Here is a 19,707-nt window from a genome sequence, read left to right on the forward strand (position 1 = left end):
GGTCGGGCGCGGGGAGCGCCGTATCCCGTTCGAGACGGTTTGCGACGGGACGAGGCGATGCTGCAGCGAGCGGAAGGCGATTGGACGGGCGAGGGCAGGGTGCGCCGCCGCAGGCGTTCGCGCTGGCCGCTCTGGGTCGCCCTTCTCGCCCTCGCCGGCGCGGGCGCCTATGGCTATTCGCGCTATGGCCATGTCGCCGAGCCGGCGACGCCGGCCGTGCAGACCGCCGCCGTCGAGATCGGCGACATAGAGGCGACGGTGAACGCCATCGCCAAGATGCAGCCCAAGACCTATGTCGACGTCGGCACGCAGGTTTCCGGCCAGCTCCGTACCATCCGCCCGGATGTCGGCGACGTCGTGAAGAAGGGCGACCTGCTCGCCGATATCGACCCCACCGTCTACCAGACCCGGGTGGCCGGCGACCGCGCCAGCCTCGACAATCTGCGCGCCCAGCTCGCGCAGGCGCAGGCGCAGCTGACCCTCGACCGGCTGCGCAACGACCGCGCCCAGCAGCTCCTGAAGAACCAGTCCGGCAGCAAGGACGCCGCCGACGCCGCCGAGGCGACGGAGCGCATCAGCGAGGCCAAGATCGACGCGCTGAAGGCGCAGATCGCCCAGACGCAGGCCACCCTCGACGGCGACCTCGCCAATCTCGGCTACACCAAGATCTATGCGCCGATGGACGGCACGGTGGTCTCCATCACCGCCCGCGAAGGGCAGACGCTGAACGCCAACCAGTCCGCCCCCATCGTGCTGCGCATCGCGGACCTGCAGACCATGACCGTCACCGCGCAGGTGGCGGAGGGCGATATCCCGAAGATCCAGGTCGGCACGCCGGCCTCCTTCTCCACCCTCGGCCTGCCCGACCGGCGCTGGCGCGGCACGGTGCGGCAGATCGAGCCCACGCCGACCATCGTCAACGACGTGGTGCTCTACAACGTGCTGATCGACGTGCCGAACGACGACCTCACCCTGATGACCGACATGACGGCGCAGGTGTTCTTCCGGCTCGGCGAGGCGAAGGGCGTGCCGCTGGTGCCCAGCGCCGCCGTGCGCACCGCCCGCGACGGCACCCAGAGCGTGCGCGTGATGACCCCGCAGGGGCCGAAGGACCGCACGGTGAAGACCGGCCTTTCCAACCGCTCCATGACGCAGGTCGTCGAAGGGCTGTCGCCCGGCGAAACGGTGGTCCTCGGGGCCGGCGGGACGCCCGCGCAGCGCCCGAGCGGCCCGCGCATGCCCCCGCGCCTCGGCTGAGGACCGGGCATGAGCGAGGTCGCCCCCCGCATCGATGATACCGGCGCGGCTTCCGGCGTGGCGCCGGGGCGCGCCATCGTCGAGCTGGTCGACGTCAGCCGCATCTATCCCAATGGCGACACGGTGGTGCGCGCGCTCGACCGCGTGTCGCTGGCGATCCATCCCGGCGAGTTCGTTGCCATCATGGGCCAGTCCGGCTCGGGCAAGTCGACGCTGATGAACATCGTCGGCTGCCTCGACCGGCCCTCCTCCGGTGTCTACCGGGTGAACGGCGTCGATGTCGAAGACCTCGATGCGGATGCGCTGGCGGAACTGCGCTGCTCGACCTTCGGCTTCGTGTTCCAGCGCTACAATCTGCTGCCGAGCCTGACGGCGGCGGAGAACGTCGCCATTCCCGCCATCTATGCCGGCACGGGGCGCGAGGCGCGCGAGGAGCGTGCCCACGCCCTGCTCGCCCGCCTGGGCCTGGGCGAGCGTGCCGAGCACCGGCCGAGCCAGCTCTCCGGCGGCCAGCAGCAGCGCGTCTCCATCGCCCGCGCATTGATGAACGCGGCGCCGGTGATCCTCGCCGACGAGCCGACCGGCGCGCTCGACAGCCGTTCGGGCGAGGACGTGCTCGCCCTGCTCTCCGAGCTGAACGCCGAGGGCCACACGGTCATCCTCATTACCCACGACCCCGATGTCGCGGCGCATGCGCGGCGCGTGGTGCGCTTTCAGGACGGGCGCATCGTGGCCGACGAACGGCGCGAGGCCGAGCCGGCGCGTCCACCGCTTCCCGCTATGGGCCCCGCCCGGCGTGGCGGGCTGGTACGCTTCCTCCCGGATCTGGCGGAGGCGGTGCGCATGGCGCTGGCCTCGATGGTTGCCAACATCTTCCGCACCGCGCTGACGCTGCTCGGCATCGTCATCGGCGTCGCCTCGGTCATCACCATGCTGGCGGTGGGCGACGGCGGCAAGCAGAGCGTGCTGGAGCGCATCTCGCAGATCGGCACCAATCTTCTGATTGTGCGTCCCGGCGCGCCGGGCATACGTTCGTCCGGCGACAACGCCACGCTGCTGCCGGAGGACGCGAACGCGCTCGCCGCCATTCCCGGCATCGGCGCCATCGCGCCCGAGCGTTCCTCCCGCTACACCATCCGCTACGGCTCGGCCGACTATTTCACCTCGGTGAGCGGCACGGCGCCGGACTATCTCGTCGCCCGCGACTGGCCGATGGCCGAGGGCGTGATGTTCAACGCCGCCGACGTGAAGGCCTATGCGCCCGTGGTGGTGCTGGGCGAGACGGTGCGGCGCAACCTGTTCGGCGAAAGCAGCCCGATCGGCCGCTATGTGCTGGTCAAGAACGTTCCCTATGAGGTGATCGGCGTGCTGGCCCCGCGCGGCGCCAACGCCTTCGGGCAGGACCAGGACGATGTGGCGCTGGTGCCGCTCACGACCGGTTTCGTGCGGGTGTTCGGCCGCCAGTTCCTCAACTCGGTGACGGTGAAGGTCGACGACGCCGGCAACATCCCTGCCGTCGAGGCCGCCATCACCCGCATCCTTACCGAGCGCCACCAGGCCGAGGATTTCCAGGTGCGCAACACCGCGCAGTTCCTGGAGACGGCGGTGGAGACGCAGAACACGCTGACCCTCGTGCTCGGCTGCGTCGCCGCCATCTCGCTGCTGGTGGCCGGCATCGGGGTGATGAACATCATGCTGGTGAGCGTGACCGAGCGCACCCGCGAGATCGGCATCCGCATGGCGACCGGGGCGCGGATGAGCAACATCATGCTGCAGTTCAACACCGAGGCGCTGGTGGTGTGCTCGGTCGGCGGCGCGGTCGGCGTCGGGCTCGGCCTTGCCGCCGCGCTGGGGGTGGAGTGGATGGGCGCGACCATCCTGCTCTCGCTGATGCCGCCGCTGCTCGCCTTCGCCTGTGCCTTCCTCACCGGTCTCGTCTTCGGCTATCTCCCCGCGCGCAAGGCGGCCGGGCTCGATCCGGTGGTAGCGCTGGCTTACGAGTAGGGACGGTCAGTCCCGTCATCCCGGAGTCATGCGCGACGTTTCTGCGGCCGGGATGACGGGTGCACGGCAGTCCATGGCCCTTGCCCGTCGCCGCCCGAACGTTTAGGCGGAAACGACGAGACTGGCGCATCAGGGGGCATCGCGCATGAACGTTCTTCTGCTCGGCTCGGGGGGCCGCGAGCATGCCCTCGCCTGGAAGCTGGCGCAGAGCCCGCTGATCGCGAAATTCCTCGCCGTGCCCGGCAATCCGGGCATCGCGGAATACGCGACCTGCATCGACACCCTCCCGCTCACCGACCATGACGCCCTCGTCACCCTGTGCCTCGCCGAGGGTATCGACCTCGTGGTGGTCGGCCCGGAGGCGCCGCTGGTCGAGGGCATCGCCGACCGGCTGATCGCCGAGGGCATTCCGGTGTTCGGCCCGCGCCGTGTGGCGGCGCAGCTGGAGGGCTCCAAGCTCTTCACCAAGGAACTGTGCAAGGCGCACGCCATTCCGACCGCCGCCTTCGGCCGCTTCACCGAGCCGGACGAGGCACGCGCCTTCGTCGAGCGCCACGGCGCGCCCATCGTGCTGAAGGCCGACGGGCTGATGGCCGGCAAGGGCGTGATCGTCGCCATGACGGTCGCCGAGGCGCTCGCCGGGGTCGATGAGGTGTTCGCCATGGGCGGGCTCGGCACCGAGATACTCATCGAGGAGTTCCTCGAAGGCGAGGAGGTCTCCTTCTTCTGCCTCGTCGACGGGGAGACCGTGCTGCCCTTCGGCTCGGCGCAGGACCACAAGCGGGCCTTCGACGGCGACGAGGGGCCGAACACCGGCGGCATGGGCGCCTATTCGCCCGCCCCGGTCTTCACCCCGGAACTGGAGCGCCGCACGCTGCACGAGATCATCAAGCCGACCGTGCGCGCCCTTGCCGACGCCGCCAGCGCCTATCGCGGCGTGTTGTTCGCCGGGCTGATGATCACCCGCGAGGGACCCCAGCTCATCGAATACAATGTCCGTTTCGGCGATCCCGAGTGCCAGGTGCTGATGATGCGGCTGGAGGGCGACCTGCTGCCGCTGCTGCACGCCGTCGCCACCGGCCGGCTGGAGGAGCAGGCGGTGCCGCTCAAGCCCGACGCCGCCATCGCGGTCGTGATGGCGACGCGCGGCTATCCCGGCGACTACCCCAAGGGCTCGCGCATCGGCGGGCTGGAGGCCGCCGGCGCCATACCGGGCGTCAAGGTGTTCCATGCCGGCACGGTGCGGGCGGGCGACGCCATCCTCGCCAATGGCGGGCGCGTGCTCAACGTCGCGGCCGTGGGTGCCAATGTCGCGGAAGCGCGCGAGCGCGCCTATGACGCGGTGGCGCGCATCGACTGGCCGGAAGGCTTCTGCCGCCACGACATCGCCTGGCGCGCGCTCGGCGACTGACGGGGCTGCCGCGCGGCTGCGCTTTTCGCGTTCGTCACTGGCAGCCCTCCCACAGCGTGCCCATGTTCAAAGAAATGCCGCGCTGATGTGGCATGGGCGACGCCATGGACAATTCCACCACTGGATTGCGGCATCGCGGCCCCACGGGGCGGCGACACCCGCATGAGGACGAACCGCAGCCGGTCGCTCACGGACCGGAGGAAATGCGCGGGCGCGAGGCGCCGGCGCAGGGGCCGCGCCGTGCCCGCCTCCCGGTGCCGACCGGCGAGGCGCCTCTGCCGGTGCCGCCGGGACAGGGCGCGCCGCGCATCGCGGTGGCGCTCGGCTCGGGCGGCGCGCGCGGGCTCTCGCACATCCTCGTGCTGGAGGCGCTGGACGAGCTCGGCGTGCGGCCCACCGCCATGGCCGGCGCCTCCATCGGCGCCCTGTTCGCCGCCGTCTATTCCGCCGGCATGCCGGCGCGCGACATCCGCCATCTGGTCAGCCACACGCTGCGCAACCGCGGCGAGGTGATGAAGCGCCTGCTCGCCGCGCGGGTCGGTCGCCTCGCCGACCTGTTCGGCGCCGGGCTCGGCAATCCCGTGCTCATCGACGCCGAGCGCTTCATTCAGGGTTTCCTGCCGGCGAACGTGCCGGAGAATTTCGAAGAACTGTCGATCCCGCTTCAGGTGGTGGCGACCGATTACTGGGAGCGTTGCGAGCGCACCTTCTGCGCCGGGCCGATCCGCCCGGCGATTGCCGCCTCGCTCGCCATTCCCGGTCTCATCCGACCGGTGCAGCATGACGGCCATACGCTGGTCGACGGCGGCGCGGTGAACCCGCTGCCCTTCGACCTGCTGCGCGGGCAGGCCGACATCGTGGTGGCGGTCGATATCACCGGCGGTCATGGCGGGGAGACGCGCGGCGTGCCCGCGCCCTTCGACGCGATGTTCGCCACGTTGCAGATCATGGCGAGCGCCATCGTCGGCGAGAAGCTCAAGGCCGGCGCGCCGGACATGCTGGTGCGCCCGAACGTGCACGATTTCCGCGTGCTCGACTTCTTCCGTGCCGCCGCCATCCTGAAGGCGGCCGAGCCGGTGAAGGACGAGGTGAAGCGCCGGCTGGAGGCCGTGCTGGGCTGAGCGGCGCGCGCCTACAGTTTGCCCGGCCAGCGGCGCTCGGCGAAGAACTCGCGCAGCAGCTCCGCCGATTCGCGCTCGCCCAACCCCCCATAGGTGTCGGGCCGATGATGGCAGGTCGGCTGGGCGAAGAAGCGCACGCCGTTCTCCACCGCCCCGCCCTTGGGGTCCGGCGCGCCGTAATAGACGCGGCGCAGCCGCGCGAAGGAGATGGCGCCCGCGCACATGGTGCAGGGCTCCAGCGTGACGTAAAGGTCGCATTCCGCCAGCCGGTCATTGCCGAGCACCGAGGCGGCGGCGCGGATCACCACCATTTCCGCGTGGGCGGTGGGATCGGCCAGTTCGCGCATGCGGTTGCCCTCGGCGGCGAGCGCGATACCGTTGCGCACCAGCACGGCGCCGACCGGCACCTCGCCGCGCGCGCCGGCCTTGGCCGCCTCGGCCAGCGCCAGAAGCATGAAATCGGTGCGCGCCCGCGCCGCGCCGGCATCGCCCGGCCGGTCCGCTCTGTTCGTCGTCACGGCTCTCTACTCGCCAAAAGCTCGCTTCCCCACGCAGGACATGGTAGCACCCGCCGCCCGGAGACCGGATCAATCCCCATGCCGAAAAACACGCCGCCCCGCAAGGATCACAACCGCGTCCCGCGCGCGCCCCGCAGCCTCGAACCGGCGGAGCCGCGCGAGGCCGAGCGCGTCGCCAAGGTCGTCGCCCGCGCCGGGCTCGGCTCGCGCCGCGAGATCGAGGAATGGATTCTCGCCGGGCGCGTCGCGGTGAATGGCGAGGTGCTCGCCAGCCCCGCCCGCACCGTGACCGCCGAGGACGCGATCACCGTGGACGGCGTGCCGCTGCCCGACAGGGAGCGCACCCGGCTTTTCCTCTACCACAAGCCCAAGGGCGTGGTGACGACCAATTACGATCCGGAAGGGCGCCCGACCCTGTTCGAGATCCTGCCCCCTGGCCTGCCGCGTCTCGTCTCGGTCGGCCGGCTCGACCTCACGACCGAGGGGCTGATCCTGCTCACCAATGATGGCGGGCTGTCGCGCGTGCTGGAGCTGCCGGAGACCGGCTGGCTGCGGCGCTACCGCGTGCGCGCCAAGGGCGAGATCACCCAGGACAAGCTCGACGCGCTGATCGGCGGCATCACCGTCGACGGCGTGCATTACGGGCCCATCGAGGCCAAGCTCGACCGCGTGCAGGGCGCCAATTCCTGGCTGACGCTGGCGCTGCGCGAGGGCAAGAACCGCGAAGTCCGCAATGTGCTGGGCAGCCTCGGCCTCGACGTGAACCGGCTGATCCGCCTCTCCTACGGGCCCTTCCAGCTCGGCGAGCTGCCGCAGGGCGAAGTCGAGGAAGTGAAGACCCGCGTGCTGGCCGACCAGCTCGGCGAGGCACTGTCCGCCGCCGCCGGCGCGGATTTCGAGGGTCCGCTGTTCAACCATGGCGAGGACGAGGCGCCGCACAAGCCCTCCAAGGCCCGCTATGCCAAGGCCGAGGGTGCCGAGGACCGCCACCGCCGCCGTCCCATCGACACCGAGCCCGGAGAGGGCCGCAGCATCAGCGCCGGCCTCGTCGCCGACCGCAAGGGCCGCAAGGTGCTGGTGCAGCGCGTGCGCTCCACCGAAGCCGAGCCGGAGCCCGAGGCGCCGCGCGGGCGGCCCGCGCGTGGCGACGCCCGCGACGATGTGCGCGGCGGCGAGCGTACCTTCCGCAAACGGCCCGAGCGCGCCCTCGGCGTCGACAGTGAGGCCGGGTCCGATGAGAGGGTCCGCGAAGAGCGTCCCGCCCGGGCGCGTGCCGCCACCAGCCGCGACCGCAAGGCGGCAGGTCCGCGTCCGGCGCGCCCGCGCGTCGACGGGCCGCGCACCGAACGCGAGGGCGAGACGGCCGAGCGCCCCTTCCGTGCCCGCGAGGAGCGCCGTCCGATGGGGCGGGATTTCACCCGCGACGAGCGGCCCCGTCAGGAGCGTCCTCGCGACGACCGCCCCCGTGAGGAGCGCGGCGAGCGCCCGTTCCGCTCCAGCACCCCGCGCGGGGAACGCCCGGAACGTCCGTTCCGCGAACGTGCGCCACGTCCGGAAGGGGATCGTCCGTTCCGCGAGCGGGCGCCGCGCGTCGAAGGCGACCGTCCGTTCCGTGAGCGGGCGCCGCGTCCTGAAGGCGCGCGCCCCTATCGCGGCGAGGCGACCGACCGGCCCTATACCGGCCGGGTCAAGTCCGAGCAGTCGCGTCACCGCTCGCCCCGCCGCTTCGAGGAGGGCGAGGGCCGCGCCGGTTCGGATGAGCGGCCCGAGCGCGGCTTCCGCCCGCGCCGCGAGGGCGACGAGCGTCCCGCGCGTTCGGGCGGCGACCGTCCGTTCCGCGAGCGTGCGCCCCGTTCGGAGGGGGATCGTCCGTTCCGCGAACGTGCGCCCCGGCCCGAGGGTGACCGCCCCTTCCGTGAGCGCGCGCCCCGTCCCGAGGGCGATCGTCCGTTCCGGCAGGAGCGCGGCCCGCGCGAGGATCGTCCGCGCTCCGACCGGCCGTTCCGGGAACGTGCCCCGCGTCCCGAGGGCGAGGGCTCGTTCCGCTCCCGTGACGACCGCGGTCCGCGGCCGGATCGCGCCCCTCGCGAAGATCGGGCGCCGCGCGGCGAGAGGCCATTCCGCGACAAGCCTTTCCGTGAGAGGTCCGGCGCTCCCGAGCGCAAGGGCGCCGAGCGTCCGCGCCGCCCGGAAGGCGCAGGCAAGACGTATGGCAACAAGAACTTCGGCGACAAGCGCGCCGGCGGCGGGGGTTTCGGCCGCCCTTCCGGCGACAGGCCGGGCGGCGATCGTCCCTCGGGTGGCAAACCGTTCGGCGCCAAGCCGGGCGGGCGTGCTGGCAAACCCGGTGGTGGCAAACCCGGTGGTGGCAAGCCTTTCGGTGGCAGGCCGGGCGGAAAGCCCTCGGGCGGCAAGCCCGGCGGGCGGCCGCCCCGCGCGCCGCGCGGCTGAGGACGCCTGAGCGATGCGCATCGTCGGCGGGCGTTTCCGGGGGCGGGCGCTGCAGGGCCCTTCCTCCAGCGCCACGCGGCCGACCTCGGACCGGCTGCGCGAGGCGCTGTTCAACGTGCTCGCCCATGCCTATGGCGATGCCGCCGATGGTGCGCGCGTGCTCGACCTTTTCGCCGGCACCGGCGCGCTGGGGCTGGAGGCGCTCTCGCGCGGGGCGAAGTTCGCCGTCTTCGTCGAGGAGGCGCCCGAGCCGCGCGGGCTGATCCGCGCCAATGTCGAGGCGCTGGGCGTCGGCGGCATCACCCGCATCTTCCGCCGCGACGCGACCAAGCTGGGCGCCGCGCTGGCCAGCGATTCCTTCGATCTCGTCTTCTGCGACCCGCCCTATGGCCGGGGCCTCGCCGAGAAGGCGCTCACGAGTGCGCGCGAGGGCAACTGGCTGGCGCCGGCGGCTCTGGTCGTGGTGGAGGAATCGGTCGAGGCCGCCTTCGCCGCGCCGGAGGGCTTCGAGGAGCTGGAGCGCCGCCGCTACGACGCCAGCGAGATCGTCATAATGCGTGGGCCGAGCTGACGTTCGCCGGGCGACGCCGGTGCCGGGAGCGTCACCCCACTTCTTCCACCGCCGCGAGAATGCGCTCTATGTCCTCCGGGCGGGAGAGCCGGTGATCGCCGTCCTTGATGAGGGTGAGCACCACATCGTCCTCGGCGAGGCAGGTGACGAGGCGCAGCGCCTGCTGCCACGGCACGTCGGGGTCGGCGACGCCCTGCAGGATGCGCACGCGGCAACCCACCGCGAAAGGCGCGCCGAGCACGAGATTGCGCCGCCCGTCCTCGATCAACGCGCGGGTGATCGGCTGGCCGGGGCCGTATTGCGAGGGGCGCACCCAGCGCCCGTCATGCAGTATGGCGGCGCGCACGTCGTCCGGCATCGCCTTCCACATCAGCTCTTCGGTGAAGTCCGGCGCCGGGGCGATCAGCACCAGCGCCGCCAGCCGGGCACTTTCGCCGCGTGCCGCCAGCGCGCGGGCGACGAGCAGCGCGATCCAGCCGCCCATGGACGAGCCGACGACGATCTGCGGGCCCTGCGTCTCGCGGTCGAACACGGCGAGCGCATCCTCGGCCCAGCGCGAGATGGTGCCCTCCTCGAAAGCGCCGGCCGATTCGCCGTGGCCGGAATAGTCGAAGCGCACGACCTGCCGCCCCGTGCGCGCGCCCCAGGCCGCAAGTTCCTCCGCCTTCGTGCCGCGCATGTCGGAGAGGAAGCCGCCGAACCAGATCACGCCCGGCTTCTCCCGCGTCGAGACGCCCGGCGTCACCCGTATTGCGATGGCGCGGTCGTCGTCGCCGACGGTGATGAAGCGGGGCTCGGGGGCGGCAGCGCGGGCGGGTTCGGCGATGTCGGTCATGCGTGCGGCTCCCTCTTGTCGCGGCCGCCGGCTTGCGATTCGGAGGCCGGCGCGCCATCTGGATTACAGGCGGCGCTCGCGCGCGAACAGGGCGAAGCGCCGCCTGCGGCGGACATGGACGCAACCGAATTCGGGAATTGCGCCGCTTCGTCGCGCCGCGCCGTTGACTTCTGGCGGGTTTGTCACGATCTTCTGCGACCGTTTTACGCGCGCGGAAAACAGCCGGCCGGCGACCCTTCGAGGCGCGGTGAAACGCCTATTTCTGAAATGGCAGAGGAGAAGACCGCCATTCGCCGCCCCATGAGACCCGTCGCGCCGGAGAAGGAAGGCCCGCGCGTCAACGAAGACATCCGTATCCGCGAGGTGCAGCTCATCGACCAGGATGGGCAGAATCTCGGTGTCGTGCCGACGCGCGACGCCATTCTGCGCGCGCAGGAAGCGGGCCTCGATCTCGTCGAGATCGCCCCCAATTCCGTGCCGCCGGTCTGCAAGATCCTCGATTATGGCCGCTTCAAGTACCAGAACCAGAAGAAGGCCAACGAGGCGCGCAAGAAGCAGCACATCGTCGAGATCAAGGAAATCAAGCTGCGCCCCGGCATCGACACCCATGATTACGAGGTGAAGATGAAGGCGATCCATCGCTTCTTCGAGGAAGGCGACAAGGTGAAGATCACCCTGCGCTTCCGCGGCCGCGAGATGGCGCATCAGGAGCTTGGCTACAAGCTGCTGAACAAGGTCAAGGAAGAGCTGGCGCCCATCGCCAAGGTCGAGGCCGAGCCCTCGCTTGAAGGTCGCCAGATGATCATGGTGCTGGCGCCGCGCTGAGAAAACCGCCGCCCTATGGCGGCGGTTCCGCTCGCCCATCCATGCCGTGGCCATCAATCGTGGGTGCTGTGCATCCCGTATGATCCCGGTACGGCCCCGACGCTGGGGATCGTCGCGATCGTGGCATGTTGCTCCATCCATCATTGCACTCGACCCGGCGCCGAGATAGCTTTTCGCGGTACACGCGGAAGCTGCGGATATGGGTTGCCGACTGCGGACTCTTTCTGGTCTTGCCGTGGCCCTGGCAGTTGCCACTGCCGGGTCGGTCTCCGTCCCAGCGCCTGCACGAGCGGATTTTTTCGTCGTCCCTCCCAACAGGACCGCGACGAAGATCATCCTCTACTCGCGCGCCCTGAACGGCTTCCGGAAGGCCGTCGAGAGCGTGCAGAAGGCCTATGCCTCGAAAGCTTCCCTGAGCACCGAGATCGCGCAGGCACGGACTGAGTTCTGGAGCCGCGTCGGGGAGCCGGACGGCTATGAGGAGCGCTACGCGGAATATCTGCGGCTGCTGCTGGCGAAAGACTATGTCTATATGGCAGCAGGCTTTCCCGAAGGGCCCAATTCTCAGCGTGGACAGATTTTCGCGCGCTTCGGCGGCGATGTGGATGGCGGGATTCCAAAGGAAGCCTCGGTAGCGTTCGACGGGTGGATCTCGGCCATCCGCCAGCTTCACCGCCGCGTCGAAGGCCAATTGCTGGTGCTCAGTCCGAGCCAATTGCTCGATACCCTCGCCAATCCCGAAGTCGTTGCTGCGTATCGCCGTTACCAGACGCTCCGCGACCGCGCGGAGTACGACCGGGCGGGGTATCTGGCCTATTTCGACGCAAGGGCCGCGGATGCGATCCCCGAAGAGAATGCGCGGCAGGATGTCGTGGTGACATTGCTGAAGGGAAGCGATCCGGAGGATAAGCGGCGATGGTATAGATACACGCAGGTTCCGGAAATGTTCGTGCCGGATGTGACGGCCGACATGGCGTACTCCTGATGGTCGATACCGGCCCCGCCCAGCCCGTCGGGGCGGCCACGGCCACGCCCGGCGAGCCCAAGATCAGGTTTTGACGGGGCCTATTCCGGCAGGCTGCCATTCTCCGCCAGCACGGCGCCGGCAAGATAGAGCGAGCCGGCGATCAGCACGCGCGGCGGCGGATCGACCGGAAAGGCGGAGAGCCCGTCCAGCGCCGCCGGCACGTCCGGCGCGGTCGAGGCGTCGAGGCCGTAGGCGCGCGCGATCGCCGCCAGCGCCTCGGGGGCCGCCCCCTTGTGCTCGCCCGGCACCGGCACCGCGATCAGTTCGCGGGCGAGGCCGGCAAACGGCGTCAGGAAGGCGTCCGCGTCCTTGTTGCCCAGCATGCCGACGATCAGCACCAGCGGGCGCGACACACGATCCTCCAGATCGGCCAGCGCGGCGGCGATCGCCTGCCCGCCGGCGGCGTTGTGCCCGCCGTCGAGCCAGACGTCGACGCCTTCCGGCGCGCGCGCGACGAGCGGGCCGGGTCCCAGGCGCTGCAGCCGCGCCGGCCACTGCGCCGCCCGCATGCCCTCTTCGAAGGCGGCGGCCGGCAGGCCGAGATCGGCCACCCGCAGCGCCTCTATGGCGAGGCCGGCATTGCCGATCTGGTGCGGGCCGACGAGGCGCGGGCGCGGCAGGTCCATGAGCCCGGCCTCGTCGGAGACGACGAGCCGCCCGCCCTCCTCGTAAGCCTGGTACTGCTCGCCCATGATGGAGAGCGGCGCGCCGAGCCGGGCGGCCAGCCGCTCGATCACGGCCAGCGCCTCGCGCGGCTGCCGGCCGAGCACGGCGGGCACGCCGCGCTTGAGGATGCCGGCCTTCTCGCCGGCGATTTCCGCCACCGTTTCGCCGAGGAAATCGACATGGTCGATGGAGACCGGCGTGATGACGCTGACGAGCGGCTTCTCGACCACATTGGTGGCGTCGAGCCGGCCGCCGAGGCCCACTTCCAGCAGCAATATGTCGGCCGGCACTTCCGAGAATAGCAGCAGCGCGGCGGCGGTGGTGATCTCGAAGAAGGTGATCGGCTCGCCGCCATTGGCCTCTTCGGCCCGCGCCAGCGCGTCGGTCAGGCGCGCGTCGTCGACCAGCGTGCCGGCGAGACGGATGCGCTCGTTGAAGCGCACCAGATGGGGCGAGGTGTAGACATGCACGCGGCGTCCGGCGGCTTCCAGCACCGCGCGCATGAAGGCGACGGTGGAGCCCTTGCCGTTGGTGCCGGCGACATGGATCACCGGCGGCAGGCGGCGCTCGGGATGGCCGAGCCGCTCCAGCAGCCGCCACATGCGCTCCAGCGACAGGTCGATCAGCTTCGGGTGCAGCGCGAGCAGGCGGTCGAAAATGTCGTCGACCGGCCGCCGGTTCTCCCCGGCAGGGTCGGAGCCGGCCGCAGGCAAAGCGGACATGGCGGGCCTCACAGGAAGAGGGTCAGGCGGTGGCCGGCGCCGGCAGCGCCGCCGTCTCGGCGACGGGCTCGGCCGGGGCCTTGCCGTTGCCCTCCGCCCGCGCGGCGGCCGGGGCGCGCATCATCAGGCGGGACAGGCGCGCCAGCGTCGGGCGCATCTCGTGGCGGTGCACGACGAGGTCGATCATGCCGTGGTCGCGCAGATATTCGGCGCGCTGGAAACCCTCGGGCAGCTTCTCGCGGATGGTCTGCTCGATGACGCGCGGGCCGGCAAAGCCGATCAGCGCACCCGGCTCGGCGATCTGGATGTCGCCCAGCATGGCGTAGGAGGCGGTGACGCCGCCGGTGGTGGGGTTGGTCAGCACCACGATGTAGGGCAGTCGCGCCTCGCGCAGTTCCTGGATGGCGCAGGTTGTGCGCGGCATCTGCATGAGGGAGAGGATGCCCTCCTGCATGCGCGCGCCGCCCGAGCCGGCGAACATGATGAAGGGGGTGCCGCGCGAGGCGGCGGTCTCAAGGCCGGTGACGATGGCCTCGCCCGCCGCCATGCCGAGCGAGCCGCCCATGAAGCCGAAATCCTGCACGGCGACGGTGACGGGCAGGCCTTCCAGCTTGCCGTAGCCGACCTTCACCGCGTCCTGCGCGCCGGTCTTGGCGCGGGCGTCGCGCAGGCGGTCGGCGTAGCGCTTCTCGTCGCGGAACTTCAGCGGATCGGCCGGCACCGCCGGCAGCGCCACGTCGTACCATTTGCCGCCGTCGAACACCGAGCGCAGGCGCTCGGTCGGGTCCATGCGCATATGATAGCCGGAGCCCGGAATGACGTGGAGATTGGCCTCCAGGTCCTTGTGGAACACGAGCTGTCCGGTCTCGGGGCACTTCACCCAGAGATTCTCAGGCACTTCCCGACGGTTCAGGAAGGAATTGAGCTTCGGGCGGACGACGTTCGAGATCCAGTTCAACGGCTCGGCTCCAGCATCAAGGCCAGCATTCTGGGTCCACCGGTCGGTACCGGCGGCGGGCGGCTGTGCGGCCACCGGGCCTTCATCTAATGCGCCACGAGGGCAATGAAAAGGCAGGGACGCGATGAGCGGCCCTGCCCCCGGTCTTCCCCGGCCCCTGGCGAGGCTCCGGGGGGCTACTCGGCCGCCTGCCGGCGCACGCCGCGCACCGCTTCGGCGAGCGCGCCGACGAGGCCGGTGACGGCAGGCACGGTGGCGGGCGTCGCGTGGCCCTCGGCGTCGAGCGTGCCGCGCAGCGCGTCGATCAATGCCGAGCCGACCACCACGCCGTCCGCGCCGGCGGCGATGGCGGCGGCCTGCTCGGGCGTCTTTACGCCGAAGCCGACCGCGACCGGCAGGCCGGTGTGGCGCTTGATGCGCGCCACCGCCTGCCCGACCGCCTGCGGATCGGCCGTCGCCGCGCCGGTGATGCCGGTGATCGAGACGTAGTAGACGAAGCCCGCCGTGTTCGCGAGCACGGCCGGCAGGCGCTTGTCGTCGGTCGTCGGCGTGGCGAGGCGGATGAAATCGAGCCCCGCCCGCAGCGCCGGCAGGCACAGCTCCTCGTCCTCTTCCGGCGGCAGGTCGACGACGATGAGGCCGTCGACGCCGGCCGTCAGCGCGTCGACGAGGAAGCGGTCGACGCCATAGATGTAGATCGGATTGTAATAGCCCATCAGAACGATGGGCGTCGTCGCGTCGCCTTCGCGGAAGGCGCGCACCATGGCGAGCGTCTTCTTCAGCGTCTGGCCGGCCTTGAGCGCGCGCAGGCCCGCCGCCTGGATCGCCGGGCCGTCGGCCATCGGGTCGGTGAAGGGCACGCCGAGCTCGATCACGTCCGAGCCCGCCGCCGGCAGTGCCTTGAGCAAGCTGAGCGAGGTGTCGAAGTCCGGGTCGCCGGCGGTGATGAAGGTGACGAGGGCGGCGCGGCCCTGCGCGGCGCAGTCCCTGAAGCGGGCTTCCAGACGCGTGCTCATAGGCGGGTCCCCAGAATCTCGGCTACCTGCGGGATGTCCTTATCGCCGCGACCGGACAGGTTGACCACCATCAGGTGATGCTCAGGGAAGCTCGGCGCCAGCTCCGTCACCTTGGCGAGCGCATGGGCCGGCTCCAGCGCCGGGATGATGCCTTCGAGCTTGGCGACGAGCTGGAAGGCGGCGAGCGCCTCCTGGTCGGTGGCGGAGATATAGGTGGCGCGGCCGACATCGTGCAGCCACGAATGCTCCGGCCCGATGCCGGGATAGTCGAGGCCGGCGGAGATGGAATGCGCCTCGGCGATCTGGCCGTCATCGTCCATCAGCAGGTAGGTGCGGTTGCCGTGCAGCACGCCCGGGCGCCCGCCGGTGAGCGAGGCAGCATGCTCGCCGGAGGGAATGCCGTGGCCGGCCGCCTCGACGCCGAAGATCTTCACGCTCGGGTCATCGAGGAAGGGATGGAACAGGCCCATGGCGTTGGAGCCGCCGCCGATGCAGGCGACAAGGCTGTCCGGCAGGCGGCCTTCCAGCTCCAGCATCTGGGCGCGCGTTTCGTGGCCGATCACGCTCTGAAAGTCGCGCACCATGGCCGGATAAGGATGCGGACCGGCGACGGTGCCGATGCAATAGAAGGTGTCGTGGACGTTCGTCACCCAGTCGCGCAGCGCCTCGTTCATCGCGTCCTTCAGCGTCTTCGAGCCGGACTGGACGGGAACGACGGTGGCGCCGAGCATCTTCATGCGGAACACGTTGGGCGCCTGACGGGCGACGTCGACCGCGCCCATATAGACGACGCATTCCAGCCCGTAGCGCGCGCAGAGCGTGGCGGTGGCGACGCCGTGCTGGCCCGCGCCCGTCTCGGCGATGATCCGCTTCTTGCCCATGCGGCGGGCGAGCAGGATCTGGCCGAGCACGTTGTTCACCTTGTGCGAGCCGGTGTGGTTCAGCTCCTCGCGCTTGAAATAGATCTTCGCGCCCATGCCGGGCTCCGCGCTCTCGCGCAGGTGCTCGGTCAGCCGCTCGGCGTAATAGAGCGGGCTCGGCCGACCGACATAGTGCTTCAGCCCCGCATCGGTCTCGGCCTTGTAGGCGGGGTCCGCCTTCGCCTCGTTATAGGCGGTCTCAAGGTCGAGGATGAGCGGCATGAGCGTTTCGGCAACGAAACGCCCGCCGAACAGGCCGAAATGCCCGTTCTCGTCGGGGCCGGTGCGGAAGGAATTGGGAGCGTTCACGAGGGGCTCGTCTCTCTGGATGAAGTGTGCGCCGGCTTGCCGCCGGTCGGATGTTCGGCTCCCGCCGCTTCGGCCGCCCGGGCGGCGCGCAGGAAGGCGGCGATGCGCTCGGGGTCCTTGATGCCGGCGGCGCGCTCGACCCCCGAGGATACGTCGACGCCGGGCGGCCGGATCAGCCGCACGGCGTCCGCCACGTTATCGGGATCGAGCCCGCCTGACAGCATGAAGGGCCGGGAAAGGTCAAGGCCGGCGATGAGGGTCCAGTCGAAGGCCACGCCGTTGCCGCCGGGAAGCGCAGCGCCCTTCGGCGGCTTGGCGTCGAGCAGCAGCCGGTCAGCGACCGCCTCGAAGGCGGGGAGCGTGGCAAGATCGGCGGCGGTGGCGATGCCAATCGCCTTCATGACCGGCAGGCCGAAGCGGGCGCGGATGGCGGCGACGCGCTGCGGGCTTTCCTTGCCGTGAAGCTGCAGCATGTCCGGGCGCGCCGCATCGACGATGGCGGCCAGCGTCGCATCGTCGGCATCGACGGTCAGCGCGACAATGCCCGCCTTACCGCGCGCGCGCGCCACGAGCGTGACGGCGGTGGCGAGATCGACATGGCGCGGCGAGGGCGCGAAGAACACCATGCCGATCATGTCGGCTCCCGCGCCGAGCGCCGCATCCAGCGTCTCGGGGGTGCTCAGCCCGCAGATTTTCACCTCAAGCGCCACGGCCATCTCCTCGAAGAGAGCCACCTAGCACGGAATGGGGCGGCGAGGCGAGTTTCGGCCGCCTTCGGCCGGTCCCGATCCACTCTCTGCGGCAGCCTCCGGTCCGATCGCTGGCAAAGGCCGCCTGATGCCTGCAGTAAATATCACGAGATGATGACGTGGTTTGAGGTGCGAGGCTTGAATTTATCCCTTCCGTCACGACATCCCGCGTGCTACTCAAACTTCTCTGTGAAATTATAGATTTCACTAAAATTTTCTGCATAAGGTGGGTTTGCGCTGCCGGCGCGCCGCACCGCGAGACCGGAGAATGCCCATGCGCCCGTCGCGCCGCCTCATCCTGACCTCGACCCTCGCCGCGCTGCTGGCGCCGGCGCTCGCGTCCGGCTTCGCCCCCGCCGCGCAGGCGCAGGAGCAGCCGAACCAGATCCTCAACGCCTCCTACGACGTGGCCCGGGAACTGTTCGAGGCTGAGAACAAGCAGTTCGAGCCGACCTACAAGGCCAAGACCGGCAAGGAGATCAAGGTCAACCAGAGCCACGCCGGCACGTCCAAGCAGGCCCGCTCGATCGTCGAGGGCCTCGAGGCCGACGTGGTGACCTTCAACCAGATCACCGACATCACCTTCCTCGCCGACAAGGGCTATGTGGCCAAGGACTGGCAGAGCCGTCTGCCGAACAACGCCTCGCCCTGGTACTCCTTCCCCGCCTTCCTGGTGCGGGCCGGCAACCCGAAGAACGTGAAGAACTGGGACGACCTCGTCCGCGACGACGTGAAGCTGGTCTTCCCCAACCCGAAGACCTCGGGCAATGCCCGCTACACCTATCTCGCCGCCTATGCCTTCGCGCTGGAGAAGTTCAACGGCGACGTCGCCAAGGCTGACGCTTTCGCCCGCAAGCTGCTCTCCAACGTCGTGGTGTTCGACACCGGCGGGCGCGGCGCCACCACCTCCTTCGTGGAGCGCGAGCAGGGCGACGTGCTCATCACCTTCGAGGCCGAGGTGATCGGCGTGAAGGACGCCTACAAGGACAAGAACTTCCAGGTGGTGGTGCCTGAGGTGAGCCTGCTCGCCGAGTTCCCCGTAGCGGTCGTGGACAAGGTGGTCGACAAGCGCGGCTCGCGGCAGGTGGCGACCGACTATCTGAATTTCCTCTACTCGCCGGAAGGCCAGAAGATCGCTGCCGAGTACAATAACCGCGTCTTCGATCCCAAGGTCGCCGAGGAGTACAAGGCCAAGTTCGCCCCGGTGCGTCTCGTCAAGGTCGAGGATGTGTTCGGCGGCTGGGCTAATGTGCAGAAGACGCATTTCGCCTCGGGTGGCAAGCTGGACGAACTCTTCGTCGCGCCGTGAGGCAGGGAAATCGTCATCCTGGAATTGCCGTCAGGCAATATCCGGGATCGCGTGACACCCGAAGCTGCCTGCGATCCCGGCTCTGCGCTGCGCTTCGGCCGGGATGACGGTCCAATGGAGATGATATTGGGCCGCCTTGCGGCTGGACATAGCGCGCATATTGCGCCATGGCCGGATGTGTCCCGGCCATGGCCTTTGCGAGGAGCCGCCCGTTGAACCGTGTCGTACCGGGCTTTCCCCTCTCGCTCGGCATCACCCTGTTCTATCTCAGCCTCATCGTGCTGCTGCCGCTCGGGGCGCTGCTCTGGCAGGCCGCCGATGTCGGCTGGGACCGCTATCTTGCGATCATGGCCGGCACGCGCACGCAGGCCGCCTTCCGCCTGACGCTCACCACGGCGGCCGTCGCGACGGTCTTCAACGGCATTTACGGGCTGGCGCTGGCCTGGGTGCTGGTGCGTTACGAGTTCCCCGGCAAGCGGTTGCTCGACGCCCTCGTCGACGTGCCCTTCGCCCTGCCGACGGCGGTGGCGGGCCTCGCCCTGTCGGCGCTGTTCGTCAAGAACGGCTGGTTCGGCGGGCCGCTTTCGGTCTTCGGCATCGAGGTCGCCTACACCCCGCTCGGCATCGCCGTGGCGATGGCCTTCACCTCCATCCCCTTCGTGGTCCGTACGGTGCAGCCGGTGCTGGAGGACCTCGCCACCGATGTGGAGGAGGCGGCCGCCACGCTCGGCGCCTCGGATGCGCGCATCTTCGCCCGCGTCATCTTCCCCGCCATCTTCCCGGCCTTCCTCACCGGCGCCTCGCTCTGCTTCGCCCGCTCGCTCGGCGAGTTCGGCGCCATCATCTTCATCGCCGGCAACCTGCCGCTGAAGACCGAGGTGGTGTCGCTGCTCGCCTTCATCCGCATCGAGGAATACGAATATCCCGCCGCCGCGGCGATCGCCGCCACCCTGCTGGCCATCGCCTTCGTCATGCTGTTCGTCGTCAACATGATCCAGCTCTGGCAGCAGCGCCGGATCGGCACGGGGGACTGAGGCG

At 70.0% G+C, this 19,707-nt stretch carries 17 protein-coding genes; 10 read left to right on the top strand and 7 right to left on the bottom strand.

What is annotated here, in order from left to right; translation table 11 throughout:
- Positions 1-57: 57 nt before the first annotated feature.
- From MWN33_RS02550 to MWN33_RS02565, 4 genes are all read left to right on the top strand, one after another.
- Positions 58-1,257, top strand: a complete 1,200-nt coding sequence (locus tag MWN33_RS02550; protein WP_247198548.1) for an efflux RND transporter periplasmic adaptor subunit — start codon at positions 58-60, stop codon at positions 1,255-1,257.
- Between the two features lie 9 nt (positions 1,258-1,266).
- Entirely contained in the window at positions 1,267-3,261 is a 1,995-nt protein-coding gene (locus MWN33_RS02555; RefSeq protein WP_247198549.1) for a MacB family efflux pump subunit, read from the top strand.
- A gap of 145 nt (positions 3,262-3,406) precedes the next feature.
- Positions 3,407-4,672 (top strand): phosphoribosylamine--glycine ligase, encoded by a 1,266-nt coding sequence (gene purD / locus MWN33_RS02560; RefSeq protein ID WP_247198550.1) that lies wholly within the window; start codon positions 3,407-3,409, stop codon positions 4,670-4,672.
- A 203-nt stretch (positions 4,673-4,875) separates the two neighbouring features.
- Positions 4,876-5,793, top strand: a complete 918-nt coding sequence (locus tag MWN33_RS02565) for a patatin-like phospholipase family protein (protein WP_247198552.1) — start codon at positions 4,876-4,878, stop codon at positions 5,791-5,793.
- 11 nt (positions 5,794-5,804) lie between these two features.
- On the opposite strand, the gene MWN33_RS02570 is transcribed toward MWN33_RS02565, so the two are convergent.
- Complete coding sequence (locus MWN33_RS02570) at positions 5,805-6,248, bottom strand: nucleoside deaminase (RefSeq protein ID WP_247199766.1); 444 nt, start codon at positions 6,246-6,248, stop codon at positions 5,805-5,807.
- Positions 6,249-6,389: 141 nt separating this feature from the next.
- On the opposite strand from MWN33_RS02570, the gene MWN33_RS02575 reads away from it, so the two are divergent.
- Together MWN33_RS02575 and rsmD are read left to right on the top strand one after the other, a co-directional pair.
- The gene (locus MWN33_RS02575) at positions 6,390-8,762 is read left to right on the top strand and encodes a pseudouridine synthase (RefSeq protein ID WP_247198553.1); all 2,373 of its coding nucleotides are present in this window, start codon (positions 6,390-6,392) and stop codon (positions 8,760-8,762) included.
- A 13-nt stretch (positions 8,763-8,775) separates the two neighbouring features.
- Entirely contained in the window at positions 8,776-9,333 is a 558-nt protein-coding gene (rsmD, locus tag MWN33_RS02580; protein ID WP_247198555.1) for a 16S rRNA (guanine(966)-N(2))-methyltransferase RsmD, read from the top strand.
- A gap of 31 nt (positions 9,334-9,364) precedes the next feature.
- Here the strand turns inward: rsmD and MWN33_RS02585 are convergent, their stop codons facing one another.
- Positions 9,365-10,168, bottom strand: a complete 804-nt coding sequence (locus tag MWN33_RS02585; protein WP_247198557.1) for an alpha/beta hydrolase — start codon at positions 10,166-10,168, stop codon at positions 9,365-9,367.
- A gap of 300 nt (positions 10,169-10,468) precedes the next feature.
- On the opposite strand from MWN33_RS02585, the gene infC reads away from it, so the two are divergent.
- Together infC and MWN33_RS02595 are read left to right on the top strand one after the other, a co-directional pair.
- Positions 10,469-10,993: a translation initiation factor IF-3 gene (gene infC, locus MWN33_RS02590; protein ID WP_247198558.1), complete on the top strand. Its 525-nt coding sequence runs from the start codon at positions 10,469-10,471 to the stop codon at positions 10,991-10,993.
- A 199-nt stretch (positions 10,994-11,192) separates the two neighbouring features.
- Entirely contained in the window at positions 11,193-11,978 is a 786-nt protein-coding gene (locus MWN33_RS02595) for a hypothetical protein (RefSeq protein WP_247198560.1), read from the top strand.
- Positions 11,979-12,058: 80 nt separating this feature from the next.
- Here the strand turns inward: MWN33_RS02595 and MWN33_RS02600 are convergent, their stop codons facing one another.
- The 5 genes from MWN33_RS02600 to MWN33_RS02620 all read right to left on the bottom strand — a co-directional run bounded on the left by MWN33_RS02600 (position 12,059) and on the right by MWN33_RS02620 (position 17,321).
- Positions 12,059-13,408, bottom strand: a complete 1,350-nt coding sequence (locus tag MWN33_RS02600) for a bifunctional folylpolyglutamate synthase/dihydrofolate synthase (RefSeq protein ID WP_247198561.1) — start codon at positions 13,406-13,408, stop codon at positions 12,059-12,061.
- 22 nt (positions 13,409-13,430) lie between these two features.
- Positions 13,431-14,366 carry an acetyl-CoA carboxylase, carboxyltransferase subunit beta gene (gene accD / locus MWN33_RS02605; protein ID WP_247198562.1) on the bottom strand — a complete coding sequence of 312 codons (936 nt, stop codon included), beginning with the start codon at positions 14,364-14,366 and terminating at the stop codon, positions 13,431-13,433.
- A gap of 176 nt (positions 14,367-14,542) precedes the next feature.
- Positions 14,543-15,382, bottom strand: a complete 840-nt coding sequence (gene trpA / locus MWN33_RS02610; RefSeq protein ID WP_247198563.1) for a tryptophan synthase subunit alpha — start codon at positions 15,380-15,382, stop codon at positions 14,543-14,545.
- Entirely contained in the window at positions 15,379-16,611 is a 1,233-nt protein-coding gene (gene trpB, locus MWN33_RS02615; RefSeq protein ID WP_247198564.1) for a tryptophan synthase subunit beta, read from the bottom strand. Before trpB ends, trpA begins: the two co-directional genes overlap by 4 nt.
- Positions 16,608-17,321 (bottom strand): phosphoribosylanthranilate isomerase, encoded by a 714-nt coding sequence (locus MWN33_RS02620; RefSeq protein ID WP_247198565.1) that lies wholly within the window; start codon positions 17,319-17,321, stop codon positions 16,608-16,610. Before MWN33_RS02620 ends, trpB begins: the two co-directional genes overlap by 4 nt.
- A 313-nt stretch (positions 17,322-17,634) precedes the next feature.
- Between MWN33_RS02620 and cysP the strand changes: the two genes are divergently transcribed.
- Together cysP and cysT are read left to right on the top strand one after the other, a co-directional pair.
- The gene (cysP, locus tag MWN33_RS02625) at positions 17,635-18,669 is read left to right on the top strand and encodes a thiosulfate ABC transporter substrate-binding protein CysP (protein WP_247198566.1); all 1,035 of its coding nucleotides are present in this window, start codon (positions 17,635-17,637) and stop codon (positions 18,667-18,669) included.
- A gap of 212 nt (positions 18,670-18,881) precedes the next feature.
- A complete protein-coding gene (cysT, locus tag MWN33_RS02630; RefSeq protein ID WP_247198567.1) occupies positions 18,882-19,703 on the top strand; it encodes a sulfate ABC transporter permease subunit CysT in 822 nt (273 codons plus the stop codon).
- The last annotated feature ends 4 nt before the right edge of the window (positions 19,704-19,707 follow it).

Origin of the sequence: Ancylobacter koreensis (assembly GCF_023016525.1) — a bacterium.
GTDB classification, from domain to species: domain Bacteria; phylum Pseudomonadota; class Alphaproteobacteria; order Rhizobiales; family Xanthobacteraceae; genus Ancylobacter; species Ancylobacter koreensis.